The sequence below is a fragment of the Neglectibacter sp. CSJ-5 genome (genome assembly GCF_032490475.1).
In the GTDB taxonomy this organism is placed as follows: domain Bacteria; phylum Bacillota; class Clostridia; order Oscillospirales; family Acutalibacteraceae; genus Hominenteromicrobium; species Hominenteromicrobium mulieris.
The window spans coordinates 174,455-195,793 of sequence record NZ_JAVYJC010000001.1; the positions used below are offsets into that span (position 1 = coordinate 174,455).

At 49.5% G+C, this 21,339-nt stretch carries 18 protein-coding genes and 1 tRNA gene; 15 read left to right on the forward strand and 4 right to left on the reverse strand.

All coding sequences use genetic code 11. From position 1 onward, the window contains the following. Positions 1-6 precede the first annotated feature (6 nt). Positions 7-639, forward strand: a complete 633-nt coding sequence (locus tag R2K26_RS00785) for an ATP-binding cassette domain-containing protein (RefSeq protein ID WP_316518153.1) — start codon at positions 7-9, stop codon at positions 637-639. Between the two features lie 76 nt (positions 640-715). Here R2K26_RS00785 and R2K26_RS00790 read toward each other — a convergent pair whose 3' ends face one another. Next, positions 716-1,600, reverse strand: a complete 885-nt coding sequence (locus R2K26_RS00790; RefSeq protein ID WP_316518155.1) for a LysR family transcriptional regulator — start codon at positions 1,598-1,600, stop codon at positions 716-718. A 195-nt stretch (positions 1,601-1,795) separates the two neighbouring features. Between R2K26_RS00790 and R2K26_RS00795 the strand changes: the two genes are divergently transcribed. Next, on the forward strand, positions 1,796-2,074 hold the full coding sequence (locus tag R2K26_RS00795; RefSeq protein WP_316518157.1) for a hypothetical protein: 279 nt from the start codon (positions 1,796-1,798) through the stop codon (positions 2,072-2,074). After that, a complete protein-coding gene (locus R2K26_RS00800) occupies positions 2,061-2,744 on the forward strand; it encodes a YoaK family protein (RefSeq protein ID WP_316518159.1) in 684 nt (227 codons plus the stop codon). The genes R2K26_RS00795 and R2K26_RS00800 overlap by 14 nt, the downstream gene beginning before the upstream one ends. A gap of 230 nt (positions 2,745-2,974) precedes the next feature. Here R2K26_RS00800 and R2K26_RS00805 read toward each other — a convergent pair. Beyond that, positions 2,975-3,133, reverse strand: a tRNA-Ser gene (locus R2K26_RS00805). Positions 3,134-3,162: 29 nt separating this feature from the next. Between R2K26_RS00805 and R2K26_RS00810 the strand changes: the two genes are divergently transcribed. The 5 genes from R2K26_RS00810 to R2K26_RS00830 are packed head-to-tail and all read left to right on the forward strand — an operon-like array spanning position 3,163 to position 6,316. Continuing rightward, positions 3,163-3,930, forward strand: a complete 768-nt coding sequence (locus R2K26_RS00810; protein ID WP_316518161.1) for a ParA family protein — start codon at positions 3,163-3,165, stop codon at positions 3,928-3,930. Between the two features lie 2 nt (positions 3,931-3,932). Then, positions 3,933-4,730: a ParB/RepB/Spo0J family partition protein gene (locus R2K26_RS00815; protein WP_316518163.1), complete on the forward strand. Its 798-nt coding sequence runs from the start codon at positions 3,933-3,935 to the stop codon at positions 4,728-4,730. Then, positions 4,727-5,038, forward strand: a complete 312-nt coding sequence (locus R2K26_RS00820) for a septation protein SpoVG family protein (RefSeq protein WP_316518165.1) — start codon at positions 4,727-4,729, stop codon at positions 5,036-5,038. The genes R2K26_RS00815 and R2K26_RS00820 overlap by 4 nt, the downstream gene beginning before the upstream one ends. Then, positions 5,038-5,388: a hypothetical protein gene (locus tag R2K26_RS00825; protein ID WP_316518167.1), complete on the forward strand. Its 351-nt coding sequence runs from the start codon at positions 5,038-5,040 to the stop codon at positions 5,386-5,388. Before R2K26_RS00820 ends, R2K26_RS00825 begins: the two co-directional genes overlap by 1 nt. Further along, positions 5,363-6,316 carry a 3'-5' exonuclease gene (locus R2K26_RS00830; RefSeq protein WP_316518170.1) on the forward strand — a complete coding sequence of 318 codons (954 nt, stop codon included), beginning with the start codon at positions 5,363-5,365 and terminating at the stop codon, positions 6,314-6,316. The genes R2K26_RS00825 and R2K26_RS00830 overlap by 26 nt, the downstream gene beginning before the upstream one ends. A 229-nt stretch (positions 6,317-6,545) precedes the next feature. On the opposite strand, the gene R2K26_RS00835 is transcribed toward R2K26_RS00830, so the two are convergent. Next, positions 6,546-7,154 (reverse strand): hypothetical protein, encoded by a 609-nt coding sequence (locus R2K26_RS00835; RefSeq protein WP_316518172.1) that lies wholly within the window; start codon positions 7,152-7,154, stop codon positions 6,546-6,548. A gap of 492 nt (positions 7,155-7,646) precedes the next feature. Between R2K26_RS00835 and R2K26_RS00840 the strand changes: the two genes are divergently transcribed. From R2K26_RS00840 to R2K26_RS00860, 5 genes are all read left to right on the forward strand, one after another. Further along, positions 7,647-11,993: a SpaA isopeptide-forming pilin-related protein gene (locus tag R2K26_RS00840; protein WP_316518173.1), complete on the forward strand. Its 4,347-nt coding sequence runs from the start codon at positions 7,647-7,649 to the stop codon at positions 11,991-11,993. Between the two features lie 54 nt (positions 11,994-12,047). Next, the gene (locus R2K26_RS00845) at positions 12,048-14,228 is read left to right on the forward strand and encodes a SpaH/EbpB family LPXTG-anchored major pilin (RefSeq protein WP_316518174.1); all 2,181 of its coding nucleotides are present in this window, start codon (positions 12,048-12,050) and stop codon (positions 14,226-14,228) included. 128 nt (positions 14,229-14,356) lie between these two features. Further along, entirely contained in the window at positions 14,357-15,163 is an 807-nt protein-coding gene (gene srtB / locus R2K26_RS00850) for a class B sortase (RefSeq protein ID WP_316518176.1), read from the forward strand. Beyond that, positions 15,160-16,047 carry a class C sortase gene (locus R2K26_RS00855; protein ID WP_316518178.1) on the forward strand — a complete coding sequence of 296 codons (888 nt, stop codon included), beginning with the start codon at positions 15,160-15,162 and terminating at the stop codon, positions 16,045-16,047. Before srtB ends, R2K26_RS00855 begins: the two co-directional genes overlap by 4 nt. Before the next feature lie 4 nt (positions 16,048-16,051). Continuing rightward, positions 16,052-16,261, forward strand: coding sequence for a helix-turn-helix transcriptional regulator (locus R2K26_RS00860; RefSeq protein ID WP_308450017.1), 210 nt, complete (start codon positions 16,052-16,054; stop codon positions 16,259-16,261). A 203-nt stretch (positions 16,262-16,464) separates the two neighbouring features. Here the strand turns inward: R2K26_RS00860 and R2K26_RS00865 are convergent, their stop codons facing one another. Continuing rightward, positions 16,465-16,692 carry a hypothetical protein gene (locus R2K26_RS00865; protein WP_316518181.1) on the reverse strand — a complete coding sequence of 76 codons (228 nt, stop codon included), beginning with the start codon at positions 16,690-16,692 and terminating at the stop codon, positions 16,465-16,467. Positions 16,693-16,723: 31 nt separating this feature from the next. Between R2K26_RS00865 and R2K26_RS00870 the strand changes: the two genes are divergently transcribed. Next, positions 16,724-17,479 carry a PT domain-containing protein gene (locus R2K26_RS00870; protein WP_316518183.1) on the forward strand — a complete coding sequence of 252 codons (756 nt, stop codon included), beginning with the start codon at positions 16,724-16,726 and terminating at the stop codon, positions 17,477-17,479. Positions 17,480-17,614: 135 nt separating this feature from the next. Continuing rightward, positions 17,615-21,199 carry a VaFE repeat-containing surface-anchored protein gene (locus tag R2K26_RS00875; RefSeq protein WP_316518185.1) on the forward strand — a complete coding sequence of 1,195 codons (3,585 nt, stop codon included), beginning with the start codon at positions 17,615-17,617 and terminating at the stop codon, positions 21,197-21,199. The last annotated feature ends 140 nt before the right edge of the window (positions 21,200-21,339 follow it).

The following is a 21,339-nucleotide window of genomic DNA, read 5'->3' on the forward strand; positions in this document are numbered from 1 at the left end:
GTCTTTATGGAAACTTGTATTGAAGTACAAAACGTGGTGAAGCGTTTTCGCGACCAAGTGGTTTTGAAGAACGTATCGATCTCGTTTGAAAAGGGGCAGATACACGGCATTGTAGGGCGCAACGGTTCCGGAAAAACGGTGCTTTTTAAGTGCATCTGCGGTCTGATGCACCCGGAGGAGGGCGTGATCCTCGTAAACGGCAAGCGCGTGGGACGTGACGTGGACATGCCGGAGGACATTGGAGCCATTATTGAAGCGCCGGGCTTTCTGCCGAATTACAGCGGGTACAAGAATCTGCGCTTTTTGGCGAACATACGGCGGAAAATCGGCAAGGAAGAGATTTTGAATGTGCTGAAGACGGTGGGGCTTGACCCCGAAAGCCGCAAGCATGTGGGAAAATACTCGCTCGGCATGCGGCAGCGCCTCGGCATTGCGCAGGCAATCATGGAAGACCCGGAGATCCTCATTTTGGACGAGCCGATGAACGGACTGGATAACGCCGGTGTGCAGGATATACGGGCACTGCTGTTGGAGCTCAAGGCACAAGGGAAGACGATTTTGCTCGCGAGCCACAACCACGAGGACATCGCGGCACTGTGCGACACGGTGCACGAGATGGACGGCGGGGTTTTATTGTAATGATATTCGATCTGTGGCCGAATGATCAAAAAAGGAAGCACGCGGTTTTGGTAGGCGTGCTTCCTTTTTTGATCATTCACTTTTCGGCGGCGAGAATCATTTTTTCGAGCTCTTTGGCGGCGACGCTCAGGGGTTGGCCTTTCCGTTTGATGACGACGACGCTTCTTTCCGGTATTTTCTCTTCTAAATCGATGCGACAGACATTTGACCATTTTTCCAAGAATTCTTCCGGCACGAACCCGATGCCGAGGTCGGCTTCGACCATGGGCAAAATTTGGTCGGCGGTGAACGCTTCGATATCCGGGTGGTACGGCAGGCCATGCGCGGCGAAGAACCCGGAATAGAACTCGAACGATTTGGTATCGGCGCCGAGCGAGATGAGCGGGAATTCTAAGAGCTCCTCAAGCTTTACTTGGCGGTTTGTGAGCGTTTTGAAAAACGGTGAACATACGGCATACTCGTGGATGGGCCGGACAGGTGTTTCGGTGAGCGAGGCGGACGGTGCGGTAGGGGTGGTGACGACGGCAATATCCGCTGTGCCCTCTTTTAACGCGGCGATAGCCTGCGGCGTGGAGTGGTTGCTGATGCGGATATGGATGCCGGGGTGGAGAAGGCGGAATTCTTTGAGCACGGGCAGCAGCAGGCAGCGCAGCGCGACCTCGCTTGCGGCGACGTACACGGTGCCGGTTTGCAGCGTGCGGCTCTCGGTAATCTCCGCTTCGCCGGCTTCGATATGCTCGAACGCGATGCGCACGTGGGCGTACAAACGCTCGCCCTCTGGCGTCAATTTCATGCCGCGGTTTGTGCGCAGAAACAGTGGACACCCGAGTTCGCCTTCCAGGTTTTTGATGGCGCGCGTCATGTTCGGCTGGTTATTTAAAAGCTGCTTTGCGGCCTGCGAGAGGTTACCGTATTTTGCAACGTAATAAAAAATTCGATAGTAATCATAACTGATGTACATGTTGGCTCTGTTCCCCTTGCTATATCATAACGATATTTTAGATATATAGATTATAGATTTTACACATGGATATAAGAGTATTATAATGGTCACGCTATGGGAAGTCAAGAAGATTTCGCGCAGATTTTGTGCTGAAAAGCGTAGATAAAAAGCGGCGTTTCAAGGTTTTGTGCGCCAAACGAAGAAGGGTATAAAATGGAAGCGGTAGTTTTTGAAATCATTATGGGTATTTTCTTTGACGCAGGTATGCTGGCGATGGTGGTGCATGCAGCGCAGCACATCGGCGAGGATACCGGTCGCGTTCGCTTTACGGCGGTTGTATTTGCGATTGGCTTTTTCCTTGGGATGATTGCAAAATGCGTTGTGGGCGGCAGCTACATTGCGCTTGCCCTGTATGCGCTCGGCTTTGTGCTCTCGTACACGGCGGTCGTTTTCACTGTGCCGGAAAAGGAGCACGCCTATGAAGGTCGCTGAGCCGTTTCATCTGCACGGGCAGATGTCCGACAGCTTCCGTGCGGCGGTGTTCATCATTCTCTCCGGCGGATTTCAGGACGCATATACCTACTTTTGCCGCGGCCGGGTTTTTGCCAATGCGCAGACGGGTAACATTGTTTTTTTGAGCACGGCGCTGTTCCAGAAAGACTGGCCGAACGTGGTGAAGTACCTTATCCCGGTGGTATCGTTTTTAATCGGTACAGCGGCCGCGGAGCTGATACACATTCGTTTTAAGACGTATGAGAAAATCCATTGGCGGCAGATCATTTTGTTCTGCGAGATCGTGTTTTTGCTTGTCGTCGGCTTTTTGCCGGCATACTTTGAACCGCTTGCGAACGCGATGGTCTCGTTTGTATGTGCCATGCAAGTGCAGGCGTTCCACAAGGTGCGCGGCCACGCGTATGCGAGCACGATGTGCATCGGCAACATGCGCTCCGGCACCGAGGCACTGTGCGCGTATTTCAGAACGCGGGATAAAGAGATTTTGCAGAAATCGCTGACGTATTTCGGTGTTATTTTTGTGTTCGGCATCGGCGCCGGCCTTGGCAGCCTGATGAGCGGCCTGCTTGGGACAAAAGCCATTTGGTGCTGCTGTGTGTCTTTGCTCGTTAGTTTTGTAATGATGTTTGTCCCCGAAAAAAACGGATAACCCATCTTCTGCGTTTTCCCCTTGCAGAGAAGTTATAACCCCACCGTGCCATACGGGCCCTGAAAGCTCCCGTGTGGTGCGGTGGGATTTTTATAAGTAAAAATCCTCTCGGGTCGTGTATGATTTGGTAGGATGAAGTGAACCGCGGGAACGGTTCGGGGAATTTGTCAAGCGGGGGATTGGAATCGAACATAGGAAAAAGAGCTGTCTCTAAAGAGACAGCTCTTTTTTGGTGGAAACGCGCGGGCTCGAACCGCGGACCTCCTGCGTGTGAAGCAGGCGTGCTATATAGTGTAGATAAGGAGCAACCGAAAGGCTGCTCTTTTTTCATATCTCAATTTCATATTTCTGACGGAAACCGGCAATGTTGCCGGTTTTTTTATATTTCCCCGGTTTCGGGAGTTTTAGGAGGCTCATTATGAGACAAATCAAAAAAATCGCAATTACAAACGAAAAGGGCGGCGTCGGCAAAACGATGACGGCCGTCAATCTCTCCGCGTGCTTGGCACAGCGCGGCTACCGTGTGCTGTTGATCGATGCAGACCCGCAGGGCTATGCTACACTCAATTATGATGTGGCCGTATCTCTGTCCTTACTTGAGGTGTTGCGTGGGCAGGCGACTTGCACAGAGACCGTGCAGACAACGCGCTTTGGTGTAGATGTGCTGCCGTCTGATCGAACATTGGGCGTGATAGAAGAATATTTGATCCGTCAGAAAATGAATGGTGCGCCTTATCTGAACACGTTGGAAAAAGCACTGGAAGATCTTCCAGATTATGATTTCGTCATCATCGACTGCCCTCCGCAGGGTGGCAGGCTGATGGATATTGTACACTATTATGCGGATGCGATTATCATGCCGATGTTTGCCGAAGACTATGGCATCCATGCGCTGACGCTCAAAGCGGAGGCTATCGCGGATATTCGCCGCACGATAAATCCAAATTTGAAAATTCTTGGCGGGCTTATCACGATGGATGAGCGGCGTGGTTTGCGCAGTGTATTCCGCGAAGTCCTTTTGGGACAGGATTTGCTGCCGATGTTCAGCACGACGATCCGGCGTAATGTGGCGCTGATCCGTGCGGTAAATGCACGTGAGCCGATTTGCGTTTTTGATAAGCGGAGCAACGGAAATATAGATTATCAGGCTCTGGCAGACGAGTTTTTGAGAAAGGTTGGTGCGTAAGCATGAAAAAGCTGAATTTAGGTAATATCAACGCCGGGTTAAATAGTTTGAAAGCAGCAACAGATAACGCCGCACAGAACGGCAGATTTGAGCTGATCGATACGGCGCTGATCGATTTTGCGGCGAAGAACTCTTACGCAGCCGATGATAATGAGGAATCCTACAAAGAGCTTGCGGCGAATATTGATGAAGTCGGTTTGCTCACACCGTTGGGCGTAATCGTAAACGGAAACCGTTACACACTGTTCTCCGGTGAACGTCGTTTTAGGGCAATCACTACGTATCTGCATTGGACGAAAGTGCCGTGCTATGTGTTTGAGACAAAATCTGTACGAAAGGCGCAACTGATGCTGCATCAGGCCAATGCAAGCCGCGAATACACACCGCAGCGCAAATTGCAGCTTTACGAAGAATATCGAAAGCTGCTTGAAGAAATGAAAGAAGCAGGTGAGATAAAAGGCGGTATGCAGGAGCATCTTGCAAAGCTGATGGGCGTTTCTGAACGCTCTGTGCGCTATTATAAACAAATGTCTGAGCAGCTTACACCGGAAGAAAAAGACGACGTGGCAGAGGGACGCTTAGACATTAAAGAAGCCCGTGAACGTGCTGTGGAGCGCGGACGGGAAACCGGCAATATTGCCGGTTCTGGCGAGAAAGAAGAAAAGAGTGAAAAGTCGGAAAAGTCGAAGCAGGACAAGCTTGAACAGGCAATTTTAAAAGTTCTCAAGCTTGCGGATAGGGAAGACCCGGAAAAAGTCACGGCTTTACTCAATCGGTATTTGAGAGGGTACATGGGATGAGATTCAGAAAGATCAATGTACATCCGCTGCGCGGTGCTGACCCAAGGCTCCGCGCAGTCGCAAATATCTTGACGGCAGACGGATATGCGATAAACGGCATCCGCGTCTATGAGGATAAAGGTAAAATGTATGTGCGCTTTCCGATTATCCATTCAGAAGCACGTGCGTGGAAAGCCGGGCGTGCAGCAAATTTTGCGTTTACGCCCTGTACACATGCTGCTCGCAGAGAAATTGAAGGAGCAATATTGGAAGCGTATAGAATGAAAACCGGCAATGTTGCCGGTTTTGAACAAAGGAGCGTGCAGTAATGATGTTAATTAGAACATCAACAGAAACATGGAACGCAGAATATACCGTACAAGGTAACACAGACGCACAAATTGTGCGTATTAAATCGCGTTCAAGTATTATAGTTGTTATTGCAAAAATCATGGAAAACCTACCCTTAGTCGGCAAAACAGTTACGTATTACATATCCGTGCCGAACTACGGCATAGCCCTCCCGGAAATCGAGAACTTGAATGAGTCAGCATGGATCGTTGATAGACTCCTCGTGCGAAATGTGACGCGTGTGGATGCAATTACGATTGCTCAGGTGCTGAGAGATGTTTTGAAAAACGAGGTGAAACAAAATGACAACGAAATACAGAGTTTATAATGAGTTATCGGAGGAGGAGAAGGCCCAAATCGCCACTGAGAAGCAGTGGAGTAAGCGAGGATATTGTCCCGTAGAGAACGAGGGCGAACTCATGTACTGCAATCGCTCTTGGTCTAAGGCGGTATATTTTCGAGCTGACCAAGTGCGGAGAATATCCGAAATGGAACTCGCGTTGATCCGCGCCGAGAGAAGTGCCAAAGACGTGGCGAAGCGTGCAAAGAAAAGGGCGGTTGCATTGGCTGAACAAGAAGCACAGCGTAAACGGGAAAATCTAAATATCTATCGGCAAAAATGCGCTGCTATTTGTGCGGCTGTGCCTAAGCGTCCGACAAACCTCAAACTCATTTTTGATTTGGAAACGACCGGCTTGAATTTCGTTGAGGATGAAATCCTTGAAGCTGCGATTACGACGGTAGACGGTGAAGTGCTTTTTGAATCGCGATTTAAGCCTGCATATACCAAAGAGTGGCCGGGTGCGCAGCGCGTGAATGGTATTTCACCCGAGGACGTTAAGGCGGCACAGGGGATCATCGATAAAATCGGCGAAATGGCAGCGTTGCTGCAAAACGCCGAAACGGTTATTGCCTACAACGGCAAGCAGTTTGATATTCCGTTTTTAGGAAAGTATGGGATAAAGTTTCGCCCGGATGCAGTGATTGATGATCCGATGCTTTACGGCGCAGTCGTATACGGAGAACTGCGTGGTGAAGGTGAAGACGTGAACTATAAGAACTATAAATGGAAAAAGCTTGCGGTATTGGCGGACTACCTCGGTTACAAAGGTGCAAATTGGCATAACGCGGCTGCCGACTGCATTGCCACGGCCTATGTGTGGCGACGGTTGCAGGAGCCGGACATGATCGAAAAGTACAATGAGAATTTGGCAAAGCTTAATGAAGTGTCGGAAGAAACCGACACCTCATTTTAGACCTATTGCAATTCTGCAGAGCACAAAATATAATGAGATACATAAAGGCAATCAGAAACATGAAAAGGAGCGATGTAAAATGGAAAGAATGTATGGGCGAATTAGATGCACTGCCGGAAGAATATGTGGATGTGCTGCGTGATTACGGTGGAAAAGAAAAATTTGACTTGTCTTAAAATGTAGGAACCGGCAATGTTGCCGGTTTTCTTGCTTTTCAACTTAATAGGAATTATAATGAAACCAACAAGGAGTGAACGACTATGAAGAAAAAGATCACAGCAATATTGATGGCGGCGCTTACGGTATCGCTTGCGGCGTGTGCGGGAAGCAGCACGGAAAACACCGTGACAGAAAGTTCAGCAGCAAGCAGCACAAGCAGCACTGCATCGAGCAGCAAACCGACGAACAGTACAAGCAGTGTTGCATCGAGCACGAAACCTACTGCAAGCACGAAACCGACAGCAACAGCAAAAGCAACGGCAACACCGAAACCGAATACAAAGACGGAAAGTTCGAAAACCGAAACGAGCAAGACGGGAGCAACCAAACCGAGCAGCTCGTCTGCCTCGTCTAAAACGGAGAACAGCACAACGAGTAAGCCGTCGTCTTCAAGTTCTACCGGCAGCACAGTATCGAAGCCGAGTGCAACCGCAAAACCGTCGGCGACAACGAAGCCCAGCTCTGGCAACAATACTGTGAGCAAACCGTCTTCCGGCAGCAGCGCGACTGCGAAGCCTTCTGCCACAGCAAAACCAACAACTGCGTCGACAACTAAACCCACGGCGGCACCGACAGCAAAGCCTACATCTAAGCCGACTGCAACGACTAAACCTGCCACGAAGCCCACAACCGCTCCGACGGCCAAGCCTACGGCAGCTCCTACATCAAAGCCGACTGCTGCGCCCACAGCAACACCAAAGCCGAAAGAAAAGGTTTGGGTTGTAGATGTTCCGGCAAAAGAAGAGGTTGGTCATTGGGAAGAAGATGGGTATTGGTGGAGTGATGTAGTGTATAGATGCAATGCGTGTGGAGTAACATTTTCCACTGTGGAAGGATTCTATACTCATTCAGACGATGAATGGGATAAAGGCAACGATCATGGAAGCTATACAGAAGTCCCGGGAGAATCTTATTGGGTAAAAACAGGCCAGCATTGGGTAGTTGATGAGCCTGCGCAAGAAGAACAAGGTCACTGGGAATATAGATAAAAATTGAATATTGCAACATCAAGCATCCGTTTTCTCGGGTGCTTTTTTACTGCAAAAATTCAAACCGTACTTTTTGAGTGCGGTTTTTTCATATAAAAATCTAACGAAAGGAATGGCAAAAAATGAAGAAAGCAAAACGGATTTTGGCCGGAGCGCTTGCGGCGTTGATCCTTACGATGTCACTGCCGTTAAGTGCTCTGGCGGATGAAGCCGACGTGCCTGTGGAAAGTCCGAGCTTTGAAGTCTCGTTTGACGTAGATACCGGGCAGGAAGAAGTTTCGGAAGCTCCTCCGGCAGATATTGAAGCGACACCGGAGCCTACCCCGGAACCTACCGCAGAGCCGACGCAGGAGCCAACGCCTACGCCGGAAAGTACCGCTACACCGGCCCCGACGGCAGAACCTACCGCAGTTCCCACGGCTACACCCGGAGTTACTGCAACGCCGACAGCAGTGCCCACGAGTACGCCGGAGCCCAGTGCTGTACCGAGCGCATCCCCTGTTGTAACGCCGACACCTACGCCTACGCCGTCACCACAGCCGGTGGTGAACCCAGTAAAGCTTGAGCACGACGTATTGGATAATGTAGATAAGGATTGTATCTACCTGTTCCCTGTGCCGAACAGCAGTGAGATCACACAGGAATACAGCGCCGAGCACAAGGCGATAGATATTGCCGCATTAAGCGGATCGCCTGTATATGCGGCAGAGGATGGCACTGTAAGCTATGTGCAGATTTGGGACGGGTCGTATGACACCACCGGCATGATGAGCTACGGTCACATGGTCGAAGTTCGACATGCGGACGGCAATACGACGCTGTATGCGCACTTATCTGAGATCAATGTGCAGCAAGGTGAAAAGGTTGTGCGCGGGCAGCGCATCGGGCGTGTCGGCAGTACCGGAAATGCTACCGGCCCGCATTTACACTTTGAAGTCATCACTTCGGAGGGTAAAGCCGATCCGGCAGAATACCTGTGGACAATGCCGGGCGAGTGGATCATGGGTTATGCCGCCGACACCGAGGCGGGAATATCGCTTACCGGTATTGGTGACACCGGTAAATCGGTTATACATTTTTATTCGCTCGCCAAAGAAACGACGACAACAGTGACCGGCTCATTGGGGCATCTGCCCACAAAGACGATCAAGTCAGGTTCAACCGAATATCCGGCATATTGTCTCGAAAAAGATAAGCTAATTTGGGACAATATAGATTTTAAGTGGTCGTCGTTTACTGTGCCGCAGCAGACGACTATGAAGGCTATCCTGGCGGAAGGCTTTCATGAAACAAATTCTCTGGATAAGTCCGATTGGGGTAATGCACAAGGCAGCGGTTATAAAGGCAATTACGCCAATGAAACTGCAAAATGGCTTGTCACGCAATACCTGATCTGGGCAGCCGAAAAAAACTACATCACCAAGCACAGCAATACAAGCTGGACATGGAAATCGCAGGTCGATACCGACCTCGAAACCATTGCCAAAAATGCGTATAACCCTACGGTTGTAAGGAGCTATTACGCGGAGGTTAAAACCAAGCTGCTCAATGCTTATACGATTCCCTCCTTTGCTTCAAGCAGCTCATCCAGCTTTTCGACGACAACAAAACTGTATTGGGATGGCAGTAAGTATACAGCAACAGTCACGGACAGCAAATCTGTTGCTGCCTATTATACGTACACCTATAACGGTATAACGTTCACCAAAAACGGCAATAAGCTCACAATCTCGACCACAAAAGAGTATCCGTCGGGCGTTGTTGCAACGGGATCGCGTACCATAGGCGATGACAGCAACCTCGCTTGGTGGAAATGCACAGATTCTTCAATTCAGCTCATAGCCACACCACTTGGCAAGACTAAAACTGTACGCAGTTATCTCAAAGTGCAGACGGTTACACCGTCCTATTACATCTATCTAAAAAAGTCCAGTGCTGACACATCTATGACTAATGGTGATAATAGATACAGCCTTAAGGGGGCTGTGTACACCGTTTACAGCGGCAATACAGCAGTAGCGACTATAGCCACGGACGCATCGGGATACGGATACACAAATGTTGCCCTCCAAAACGGACGGTATTCCATCAAGGAAACCACTTCTCCGAAAAACTACTACAAGGACGAAACAACGCATTGGGTAACGATTTCTTACGGAGACGCTGCATTAAATGTATCAGATGTTCCGATACCATTGGAGTATAGTATTAACCTCACGAAGACGAGTGCCAATGTCTCTATCACAAACGGCGACAGTGGATACAGCCTCGCCGGAGCCGTGTACAAAATCTATAACAGTTCAGGTACGGAAGTTGCATCCATCACCACCGATTCGTCGGGCAAGGGCAGCTCGAGCGCGAAGCTCAAAAACGGCACATATACCGCCGTGGAATCCAAAGCGCCTCCGGGGTATGCCTTGGACACGACAAGGCATACCGTTAGGATCAACAATGCTGACGCGACTCTGAATGTCAGCGATGTGCCTTTGATTAAGACGGTGACACTAACCAAAACGAGCGCTAACACGTCGATCACGGCAGGCAACAGCAATTATAGCCTTGCCGGAGCTGTGTACGATGTGTACGAAGGTAATTCTGCTACGGGTACGCCGGTTGCATCATTCACAACTAACTCGTCGGGCGTTGCGACGTTAAGCCGCAAATTATATCCAAATCGAACATATACAATTTTGGAACGAACTCCGCCTCCCGGATATGTAAAAGATACGACGCCACATCCATTCTATCTTACTTACAACTCGGCAACAATGGATGTCGTGGACGACCCAACGACCATTCGTCTTACGGTTAAGAAAAAGGATTCCGAAACCAATACCAGTGTGGCACAGGGCAACGCTTCGTTAGCGGGAGCGCAGTATAAAGTGACCTATGTCAACGGCACAAAAACCGTTGAAAATATCGTTACGACGAATAGCTCGGGGTCTGCAACGCTTAGGGGTCTTCCGATTGGTGTGACTGTAACTGTACAAGAAATTACAGCCCCAGCAGGATACAAGTTGGATTCCCGTGTGCACACCTACGTTACAACAACCAAAACAGAGAAAATTGAATATGACCTCGAACCCGAAGATTTCACCGAAGATGTCTTTAAAGGACACATCCAGATTATCAAGCAGATTGAAATGCTCGGTGCGGATGCACAGCTTGAGCAAGGCGCTGAATATCAGGTGTATCTCAAGAGCGCAGGCAGCTACAATGCAGCAAAGGATACAGAACGAGATTATCTTGTGACCGGGGCGGACGGCAAGTCGATCACCAAAGACCTGCCTTACGGCACATATACGCTGCATCAGGTTAAGGGTGTGCCGGGACGCGAATTTAAAGACTTGGATGTTGACGTCCACGAAAACGGTAAGACGTATGAGGTGACGCTCACAAACGAGCTTAAGTATGCGCCGCTCAAAATCGTGAAGACCTCCGAAGACGGCAATGTTGCCGGTTTTACATTCAAGGTCACACGGCTTGCGGATGGGTATAGTAAAACATATACCACCAATGCGGCCGGTGAGATCATTACAGATCAGATGCCTGTATACGTCGATGCAGATGCAACGCAGCTGTATGAGTACAAGGTCGAAGAAATCAACGTGCCGGATAAATATCGCACGCCGGATGCACAGACGGTAACACTTACCTATGGGCAGACGGCAGAGGTTAGCTTCTATAACCAAATTGCACGCGGCTCTTTGGAAATCCTCAAAGTGGACCATGACGGTGTGACGCCGCTTGAAGGCGCGAAGTTTGAGATTACAGACGATAACGGTAATGTAATTGCAACCGAAACTTCCGGGCCGGACGGAAAAATCAAGGTAGACTCGATCCTTTACGGACAATACCACTGGTCAGAGGTGATGGCTCCGAAGAGTTATGAACTTGATGATACCGTGCATGACTTTGCAATCGAGCACGATGAGCAAGTCGTAGAAGTCACGCAGGAAAACACCCCGAGCGTGGGCTCCATTACGGCAAAAAAGGTCGATACCGATGGCAATGCTATGCCGGGCGTAGAGTTTACGCTTGAGTACAGCACCGACGACGGCGCGACATGGGCCCCGGTGGAAGCTAGAGCAGAAGACAGCAAGCCTTCCATCGGCGGTTGCACAAGTGCAGTCGTTGACGGCGCACTTATAACCGATGAAAACGGCGTCACTACCTTCAATGGGCTTCAGGTCGATAACCAGACCGTTACAATCACCTACCGTTTGACCGAAACCGGCACGAAGTCCGGCAACACATTGCTCGCAGCGCCTTTGTTTATCGGCAGCTTGCCGCAGGTGCTTGATGACGGTACAGAAACCGTTGATGTGGTTGTTACAGCGGTCAACAATCAAAGTTTTACATTGCCGTCTTCAGGCGGTAACGGCATGATGGGCGTGCCGGTAGGCATTGCTCTCGCACTGATTTCCGCATCCTGCATTTTAATGCTGACGCGTAAAAAGAGGTTTTAAGGGGATTCTACAACCCTTGGAATAATAAATGATGAAGAAAGGAAATGAGTAGAAATGGCAAAATCCAAGTTGATCTCTCGCATTGGTGCTTTGGCTTTAGCAGCAGCTCTGGCCTGCACCTCTCTGATCTCGGCCTCGGCGGCTACTATTGATAAAGCTACCATCGATATGGACGCAAAGGCACAGCTGACCATTTATAAGTATGACTTTACCAATGCCAAAAAAGATGGCGTGTGGGATGAGGGCAGCTACGTTTCTACCGGCCAGTATGACGCAAAAGTAAATGAAGTGCTTGGTGGTACAACGCGTACCGGTGCGAACAGCACATCTTCTGCACTTGGTAATGGACAGGCAAGCAACGGCTATGCAATTAAAGGTGTCGAGTATACTTACCTCAAAATTGCGGACATCACGCAGTTCACGGAGTCCGAAAAAGACGGCGGTCGTACCGACAGCCACATTGAGGTGCTGTATGCAATCGATAAAGTAAAAGGCGCAGACATGCTTGCAGCTATCGGTCTTGCAGACGGCGAAAACAGTTATGAAAATGCCAACGCACTTGATTCCGACAACTGGTATTATCAGTCCGACGTTCTCAGTGCGGCACTTAAAGCTGCACTTGAAGCCAATTCCACAACCGTTAAGAATGCGCTCGAAAACTACACAAAAAACAATGGCGGCACAGCAATGCCCGAAACGAACGAGGACGGCTACAGCAGCGTAACCGGCCTCCCCGTAGGTCTCTATCTGCTGGTTGAAACCCGCACACCGGAAATGGTGACAGGTACAACAAATCCGTGCTTTGTCAGTCTCCCGATGACCACTGTTGATGGTGGTATGGCAGATGGTTCCGGCAACCAGATTACGACCGGCGGTCATGACTGGAACTACAATGTTGTTCTTTACCCCAAAAATGAGACCGGCATTGTCACACTGGAAAAAACTGTGCGTGAAGCTGTAAAAGACACCGGTAAAAACAATGCATCTGATGTTATCACCGACGGCTTTGCACACAATGCAACGGCCTCCGCAGGCGACACGATTGAGTACCAGATCATCAGCACGCTGCCGACGATCACGTCTGCGGCCACCAATATCAGCGAGTATACGTTCCAAGATGTTTTGGCCCGCGGGCTCTCTTATGTAGGTGGTACGAACAGCGTTACGCTCGAATTCTTTACCGATGCAAATTGCACCAACAAAGTTACAACGTGGAAACAGACAGACGGCAAATTCAAAGTTACGCGCGAAGAAAACAACGACGGAACGCACACGATGACGATCTCCATGACCGATGACGGTCTTGCCGAGATCAACACAACCAATACGGCTTACGATAACGATAACGGCAAGCTCTATGCCGGTTACAGCAATTACACACTTCGCATCCGTTACGATGCAAAACTCAATTCCGACGAAAGCCTTGTTTACGGCGACGCCGGTAATGAAAACGAAGTCGTCCTCACATGGAAACGTACCAATGACACCTACTACGACACCCTTATCGACGACGCGCATGTTTACACGTATGCGACGAACATTACGAAAACCTTTAGCGACGGTAAAGAAGAACAGACGATGTTCGATCACGTCCTCTTTAAAGCGCAGAACGCGATGGATGGCTACTATGTAATCGCACAGCTTAATGAGGGCGAAGGCATCTGGTATGTTACCGGCCACACGGATAAGGAAGCCTCTGCAACAGCAATGCACCCTGTCGAATGGAATGGCAAAAAGGGCCAGATCATCCTTAAGGGCGTCGAGGATGACCAGTACATCTGGACAGAGCTTGAAACGGCCAACGGCTACACGCTGCTCAAAAATAACATTGACGTAACGATCAAGTCCGTGGATGATGCAAACCGTCCGTGCGACATTTACAGCAAAGATACACTCGGCGTCGTGCAGAATGACCCGCGCTACAACTTCCCGAACAGTGAAGATTATAAGCTCGCGAACATCCCGCAGACGCAGCTCGCTCATAACTATCAGACTGCATCTGCAACGGTTGACGGTAACGACGTCACGATGCTCGACGATGAGATGGATACGGGTTCTACCAACGCAATCGCTCCGCTGCAGGTCGTGAACACCAAAGGTTTCGAGACCCCGATGACCGGTGAAACCGGCACATGGGCGCTTGCTATCGGCGGCGTTCTCGTCTTCTGTCTCGGTACTTCCGCATTTATCTTTTTCCTTGTGTTCAAGAAAAGAAAAGAGCAGGAAGATAAGTAAGAATACACCCAAATTTTGAATTAGGTTTACCTCGCAGGGAGGGCTCAGTGACAGCACTGAGCCCCACCCAAAGCCTGCAACTGTGTGTAGGCTTTGGGTGAAAAGGAAAAATTAGAGAAGGTGAAAACATGCCCCAAAAGCGAACGCACAAAGGTGCGCAGGTCATAGCCATTATCACCGCAGTTTTACTGCTGTGCGTCGCGGGATTTTGCGCGTATCTGCTCATCCATAACCAACAGCAAAAAGCAGAGCAAAAGGCGATGTTTGCAACCATAGCCGAAAAGGTGGACGCAGCTGAAAGTGAGTTGGGAGATTTGGAGCAGATCGGCAATGCAGAGGATAAACGCGTGGCACAGTTGCTTGAAGTATACCGAGAGCTGCACAGTTATAACTCAGACTTTGTAGGCTGGATACGCGTACCGGGAACAGAGATCAATTACCCGGTAATGCAGTCGCCGGATGAGCCGAATTTTTATTTGCGCCGAAACTTTGAGAAAGAGTACAGCAACCTCGGCACGCCGTATTTACAGGAAAACTGCGATATACGCACGTGCGATAACTTGATAATTTACGGCCACCACATGCTTGACGGCGGGATGTTCAGTGACCTCGAGCTTTATAAAAAGGAAGCATTCTTCGAGCAGCACAAATACGTGCGTTTTGACACATTAGACGAGCTGGGACTATATGAGGTCATGGCGGTTATCATCACAACGGCCTACCAGTCGGATAGCTTTCAATACTACAACTACACAGAAAACAACGAGCTGACTTTTAACACATACGTCGACGAATGTAAGCAGCGTGCTCTGTATGATACGGGTATGGATGCCGAATACGGAGATAAGCTAATCACCTTATCGACATGCGAATACAGCAGCGATAACGGCAGGCTGATCGTAGTTGCTAAAAAGATTGGAGGGGTTAAACGATGAGCAAACGCAAAAACACTATCATCATTATCTGTTTTATCCTTGTGATCCTGCTCGGCGCGGGTGCAGCTGCGTACCCGTTAATTGCATCGATTAACAACGAGCACACGCAATCGCTCGTACAGACGGAATACGAAGAAAAGCTTCAGCAACTTGACACTTCGGAAATCGATGCAGCGTTGGCGGCAGCACGGGAATATAACAAAACAATCTCCACCGTACAAATTGAGAACATCGATAAAATCAAAGCCGACCTGCCGCCATACGAAGATCTTCTGAACCTTGCCAATAACGGCATCATGGGCTACATAATGATACCGGCCATTAACATAGACCTGCCTATATACCACGGCACGACCGGTGCGGCGATGGAAAAGGGAGCTGGACACATGGAAGGCACGTCGCTGCCGGTGGGCGGTATCGGCACACACGCCGTGATCTCCGCACACTCCGGCATGGCAAGCGCAAAGCTTTTTACCGACCTCGATAAGCTTGAGCTTGGAGATATGTTCTTCATCACGGTGTGCAACCAGAAATTAGCTTACGAAGTGGACAACATCGCAGTGGTGGAGCCCACAGACATTGATTTGATCCGTATCGATACGCAGCAAGATTACGTCACATTGCTCACCTGCACACCGTACGGCGTCAACACACATCGGCTGCTTGTGCGCGGCCACCGGGTGGATATGGCCGAAGAAGCCATAGCGGAGGTTGAAGAAAAGGCAGTGCCGGAGGGCAGCACGTGGATAGAAAAATATGCGGAAGGGCTTGCAATCGGCCTCATAGCTTCCTTTGCGGCGATGCTGTTGCTGCTGTTGATCTTGCTAATCCGCCGCAGACAAAAAAAGAAAACCGGCAACATTGCCGGTTCTGAAAGGAAGTGATAGAATGCCAAACGCTTATATAGAGCTGATTGATAGCCTGATTTTACAGCGGCAAGCACTTAAAATATCGCAGCGCGAATTAGCTTCTGCCGCCGGAGTTTCGTGGACGGAGGTTGCACTCATGGAGCAGAAAAAGCACATGGTACAGCTCCGGGCACTGCTGCGGATAGCAGCCGCGCTAAACTGCAAACTGGTGGCCGTGAGTGTCGAATAAAAACATTGCCATATAAGGTGATTTCTGGTAGAATAAAAGCGAACTGCAATATGCGGTTCGGGTGCTGCCATAAAACGGTGGACGGTTTGGCCCTCAGATACGGATTTTCCGCACCGTGTGAGGGACGTTTCTTGAATATGAAAAATCCCTCAATCCGACACGGAGAGAGGGATGATACCATGAGTGATTTTGAAATCTTATCTTTAGTCATCATGACCGCAGGATTGATCGTTCAAATCCTCATCTACATAAAAAAGAAATGAGCCGCCCATACTTCCCAAAGTCGTCGGCTCATTTCTTTGAACTGCACTGAGGGCTAACCGTTCATCGGCAGCACTCTTTGTATTTTCAGTATAAATCTGTTTTGAAGTTTTGTCAAGCGCGAAAAGCGGCAATATTGCCGGTTTTGCACTTGATTTATTTTTACTCATTTATTATAATCAAATCAGGGAGTGAAAAACTATGAAAAGAAAAATCACAGCTATTTTAATGGCAGCAGCAATGGCGCTTACTATGGCGGCGTGTGCAGGCAACAGCACAGCGGATACCGGCGTTGAAAGCTCTGCATCCAGTGCAGTGAGCAGCAAGCCGGTTTCGAACACAAGCTCCACGGCCGCAAGCAGCGCCAAGCCGAGTGCATCGGCGAAGCCTACGGCTACTCCCTCTGCCGGTGCTGCGGCAACGGCCAAGCCTACCGCAACGACGAAGCCGGAGAGTAAAACCGAAAGCAGCAGTACGGTCAAGCCCACACCGAAACCGGCAGCAACCGCAAAACCGAGCAGCTCCAATACTTCCAACAGCAAGCCTTCCGGCAGTGCGGCCAGACCTATGCCCGCACCGACTGCGAAGCCGACAGCTGCACCCACCGCAGCTCCGACAGCTAAGCCTACGGCAGCTCCTACCGCAGTACCAACGGCGGTTCCCACCGCGACGCCGAAGCCCAAAGAAAAGGTCTGGGTCGTGGACGTACCTGCTCAAGAAGAAGTCGGGCATTGGGAAGACGTCTACTGGATGGGCAGCGATTGGGTCTACCGATGCAATCAGTGTGGTACAATATGCTCTACCGAGGCTGATATGTGGGATCACGAAGGTGATTTGTCCTCGTGTTGGAGCTACACCATGGTTAGCGGAGAACCGTACAAGCATTATACAGGAGAGAAATATTGGGTCGTAGATACTCCCGCCCAGGAAGAAGTCGGTCATTGGGAATATAGATAAGGATCAAATAAAGTGAATATTGCAGAATGAAGCACTCGTTTTACTGCGAGTGCTTTTTTACTGCTCAAATTCAAGCCGTGTCATTTTATATGCGGCTTTTTTCATATAGAAAAATCTTTGAAAGGAAGCAAAAAAATGAAAAAGAAGCTCAAAAAGTCACTTGCGTGTCTGCTTGCAACGCTGCTGATTTTCAGCGCCGTACCGATGAGCGCTCTTGCCGATGAGGCCGATACACCCGTATCGGTTACGGTCGAAACAAACGCTGAAAAAGCAGCTCAGGACACGGAGCCGAATGCAGAACCTAAACTGGAAATCACGGCAGAACCGACCGTAACGCCGGAGGCGAGTACAACCCCCTCGGCTGAACCGACAGCAGAGCCCTCACCGGAGGCAACAGAGGAACCGACTGAATCGGAGGTCAGTGCAGAGCCGGAAGCAACGGCTGAACCCACTGCCTCCCCTACGCCAAACCCCGAGGATGGAATCAGTCTACTGGCACTCGGCGACGAGGCGGTTACGCGTTACCGTACGGTAGGCATCAACGGTAATTTCAGTTCCAACTATTTGTATGATCTCGGTCAATACCCTCTCTACGATATCCTTCTCAATGGTACAAGCTACCCGGCCTACTGCTTACAGCACGGTAAGGGTCGTGTGAACAACGGAGCATACGTGCAAAGAGACAATTATGGCATGACTGAAGCTATGCGCCGCATTATCGCTTATGGCTACAACACGACAAACTCTCTCGGTAAAAATGATTGGTACAGCGATGCGACCGCAAAGACGATGGTCACACAGCATCTTGTTTGGCTGGCATCCGAAGGCTATATTACCGTAGACGGGACAAACTGGTCTTGGAGTTCTGGTATCGACAACGATGTTGAGCGCATGGCAAATCTGGCGTATAACGGTTCTGTTGTACGCAGTTACTACGCAGAGCTTAAAGATCGTCTTTTGCGGTCGGAAATCGTCCCGTCGTTTGCAGGAAAAAACAGCGACGGCAGCGATGCACAGGAAATCGCTTTGCAGCTTGTGAATGGCAAATATACGGCCACCGTTACCGATACCAACGGCGTGCTGGATTTATTTGATTTTCAAAAAGCAGGCTTTGATATTTCCCGTAACGGTAATACGCTGACAATATCTACGAGCACGCTGCCGGAGCAAGAGACCTCGATTATCGGTGCAGGCTACACCGTCGGCGATAAAAACAGCATCGCCGTTTGGGAGGACAGAGACCAGCAGGCCAATATTCAGCACCAAGCGACCTGCCCGGGCACAACGCAGACCATGGCGTACATCAAAATAAAAGGTGAAAAGCCAAAATATACCGTGACGCTGACCAAAACCAGCGCCGATGCAAAAATCACCAACGGCAACGCAAATTATTCGCTCGAGGGCGCAGTATATTATGTCTATAAAGATGTCAATATACCGGATTATCCGTATTGGGATTATGAGCCATATGCGACCTTTACCACGGACGCGAACGGGCACGCCGAACTTAGTAAGAAGCTCGAAAACGGCAACTATGTAACAATCGAGCAGGTGGCTCCGTTAGGTTATACACTGGACACATCGGTTCATAGATTCTCTGTTAATGGCAAGAGTACAGATATTTCGGTCGTGGATGACCCGAGTGCAGTTACTCTTACAGTTGCAAAAAAAGATAGTGACACGAATAGCAGTGTAGCTGCTGGTAACGCATCGTTGGCCGGAGCGGTGTACCGTGTATCTTATTTGCAAGATGGCAGCGAAGTACACAAGGATATTACTACTAATAGTTCGGGCCGAGCGGTTTTAAAGGGTATTCCTATTGGACAAATAAAAGTTCAAGAAATCTCATCTCCGTTGGGATACAAACTTGATCCGACAGTACATATATACAGTGTTGCACCACACGAAGTAACATCTGTTGAATTTGAACTCGAACCGGAAGACTTTACGGAAGATGTCTTCAAGGGTAGAATTTCGCTGCACAAGCAGTACGAAACGCTTGATGAACCTGCCGATGAGCAGGGTGCAGAGTTTGATGTTTACCTCAAGTCTGCGGGCAGCTTCGATGCAGCCAAAGAGACCGAGCGCGGCCACATCATCACCGGCGCAGATGGCATGGCAACCACAAAGGACTTGCCTTACGGCACATACGTCGTGCATCAAACAAAGGGCGGCAACGGTCGTCAGCTTGTAGCCGATTTTGATGTTTCAATCTCCGAGGATGGCAAGGTTTACAGCTATGATCTTGTCAACGTACAGAAAAATGCACAGCTCAAGATCGTAAAGACTTCCGAAGACGGCGTAATCGAAGGCATTCACTTCCGCGTGACGCGCCTTGAGGATAGCTATTCCGCAGAGTATGTAACGAATGCCGCAGGCGAAATCCTTACGGAAACACTTCCGATTTACGCGGACAAAGACGGCGCGAATAAGTATCAGTACAAGGTCGAAGAACTTGATACAGAGGAAACTTTCGGATATCAGCTTCCCGACTCGCAGACCGTAGAACTCAGCGAAGGCGAAATTGCTTCTGTAAGCTTCCATAATGTGCCGATTGAAATCGGTACGAAGGCCACCGTTGAGGGAGAAAAAGAAGTTGATCCGCTCGATAAAGTTACGCTGACCGATACGGTATCATACACTGGCCTTGTTCCCGGTAAAGAGTACAAAGTAACCGGCGTACTGATGGATAAAAAAACCGGTGAAAAATTACTTGTGAATGGGAAAGAGATCACCGCTGAAACTACCTTTATCGCAGAAACAAAGAATGGCAGCGTAGACGTTACCTTTATCTTTGACGCAACCGGTCTGCATGGTAAAGGAATCGTTGTTTTCGAGGATTTGTACCGTGAAAACGCGCTGCTTGCTACCCATGCGGACATCAACGACGAAGGGCAGACCGTAAAGATTAAGAATCCTGAAATCGGAACAAAGGCAACAGCAGACGGCAAAAAAGAAATTACAGCGGATAAGATCACGATTACCGATGTTGTGAGCTATAAGGATTTGACCCCCGGTAAAGAATATAAGCTTACCGGTGTGCTGATGAACAAAGCCACGAACGATAAGCTGCTCATCGATGGTAAAGAAATCACGGCAGAAGCTACCTTTACGCCAAAAGCTACCACCGGCGAAGTTGAGATGACGTTTACTTTCGACGCGCGTGAGCTGACGGTCGAAACTGAGGTCGTAGCTTTTGAAACGCTTTATCGCGACGGTATTGAAATTGCAGTACATGCAGACATCGAAGATGAGGGTCAGACGGTGAAGATTCTGCCGCTGCATGGCTCCATCAGCACGATCAAGGTCGATGCAGGAGACTCGCAGCACCGTCTTTCCGGCGCTGTGTTCGGCATCTATCGCGATGTAAACGGCGATGGTCGTTACACAGAGGGCATAGATACGTTTGTCGGCAATATGCGCGAAAAAGAAACCGGTGTGTATGAACTTGATGGTTTGCTTTACGGCAAGTTTCTAATCCATGAGAAGCAGGCTCCGTCTGGCTTCTCACAGGATAAAAACTATTACAGCTTCGAAATCACAAGAGACGGGGAAAAGGTGCAGTTTGAGGTTAAGCCCGGTATGAATTTCCCGAACAGCGCATTCCCAAAGACCGGCAGCAGTAATCACGGTGTTTATGCAGCACTGCTCGCTCTTGTGGTTTCCGGCCTCGGTTTAGGTGCTGTGATTTTTCACAAAGTCAAAAAAGCAAGTAAATAAGTAAAACCGGCAATGTTGCCGATTCCTAAGCTACCCGTGCAGAGTGAGAAGGCCCATTACCGTTTGGTGATGGGCTTTTGTAATGCAGAGCGCCGGTCACAATCCCGGTGGGGCACTGCAAATTTAATGTAATAGAAAGG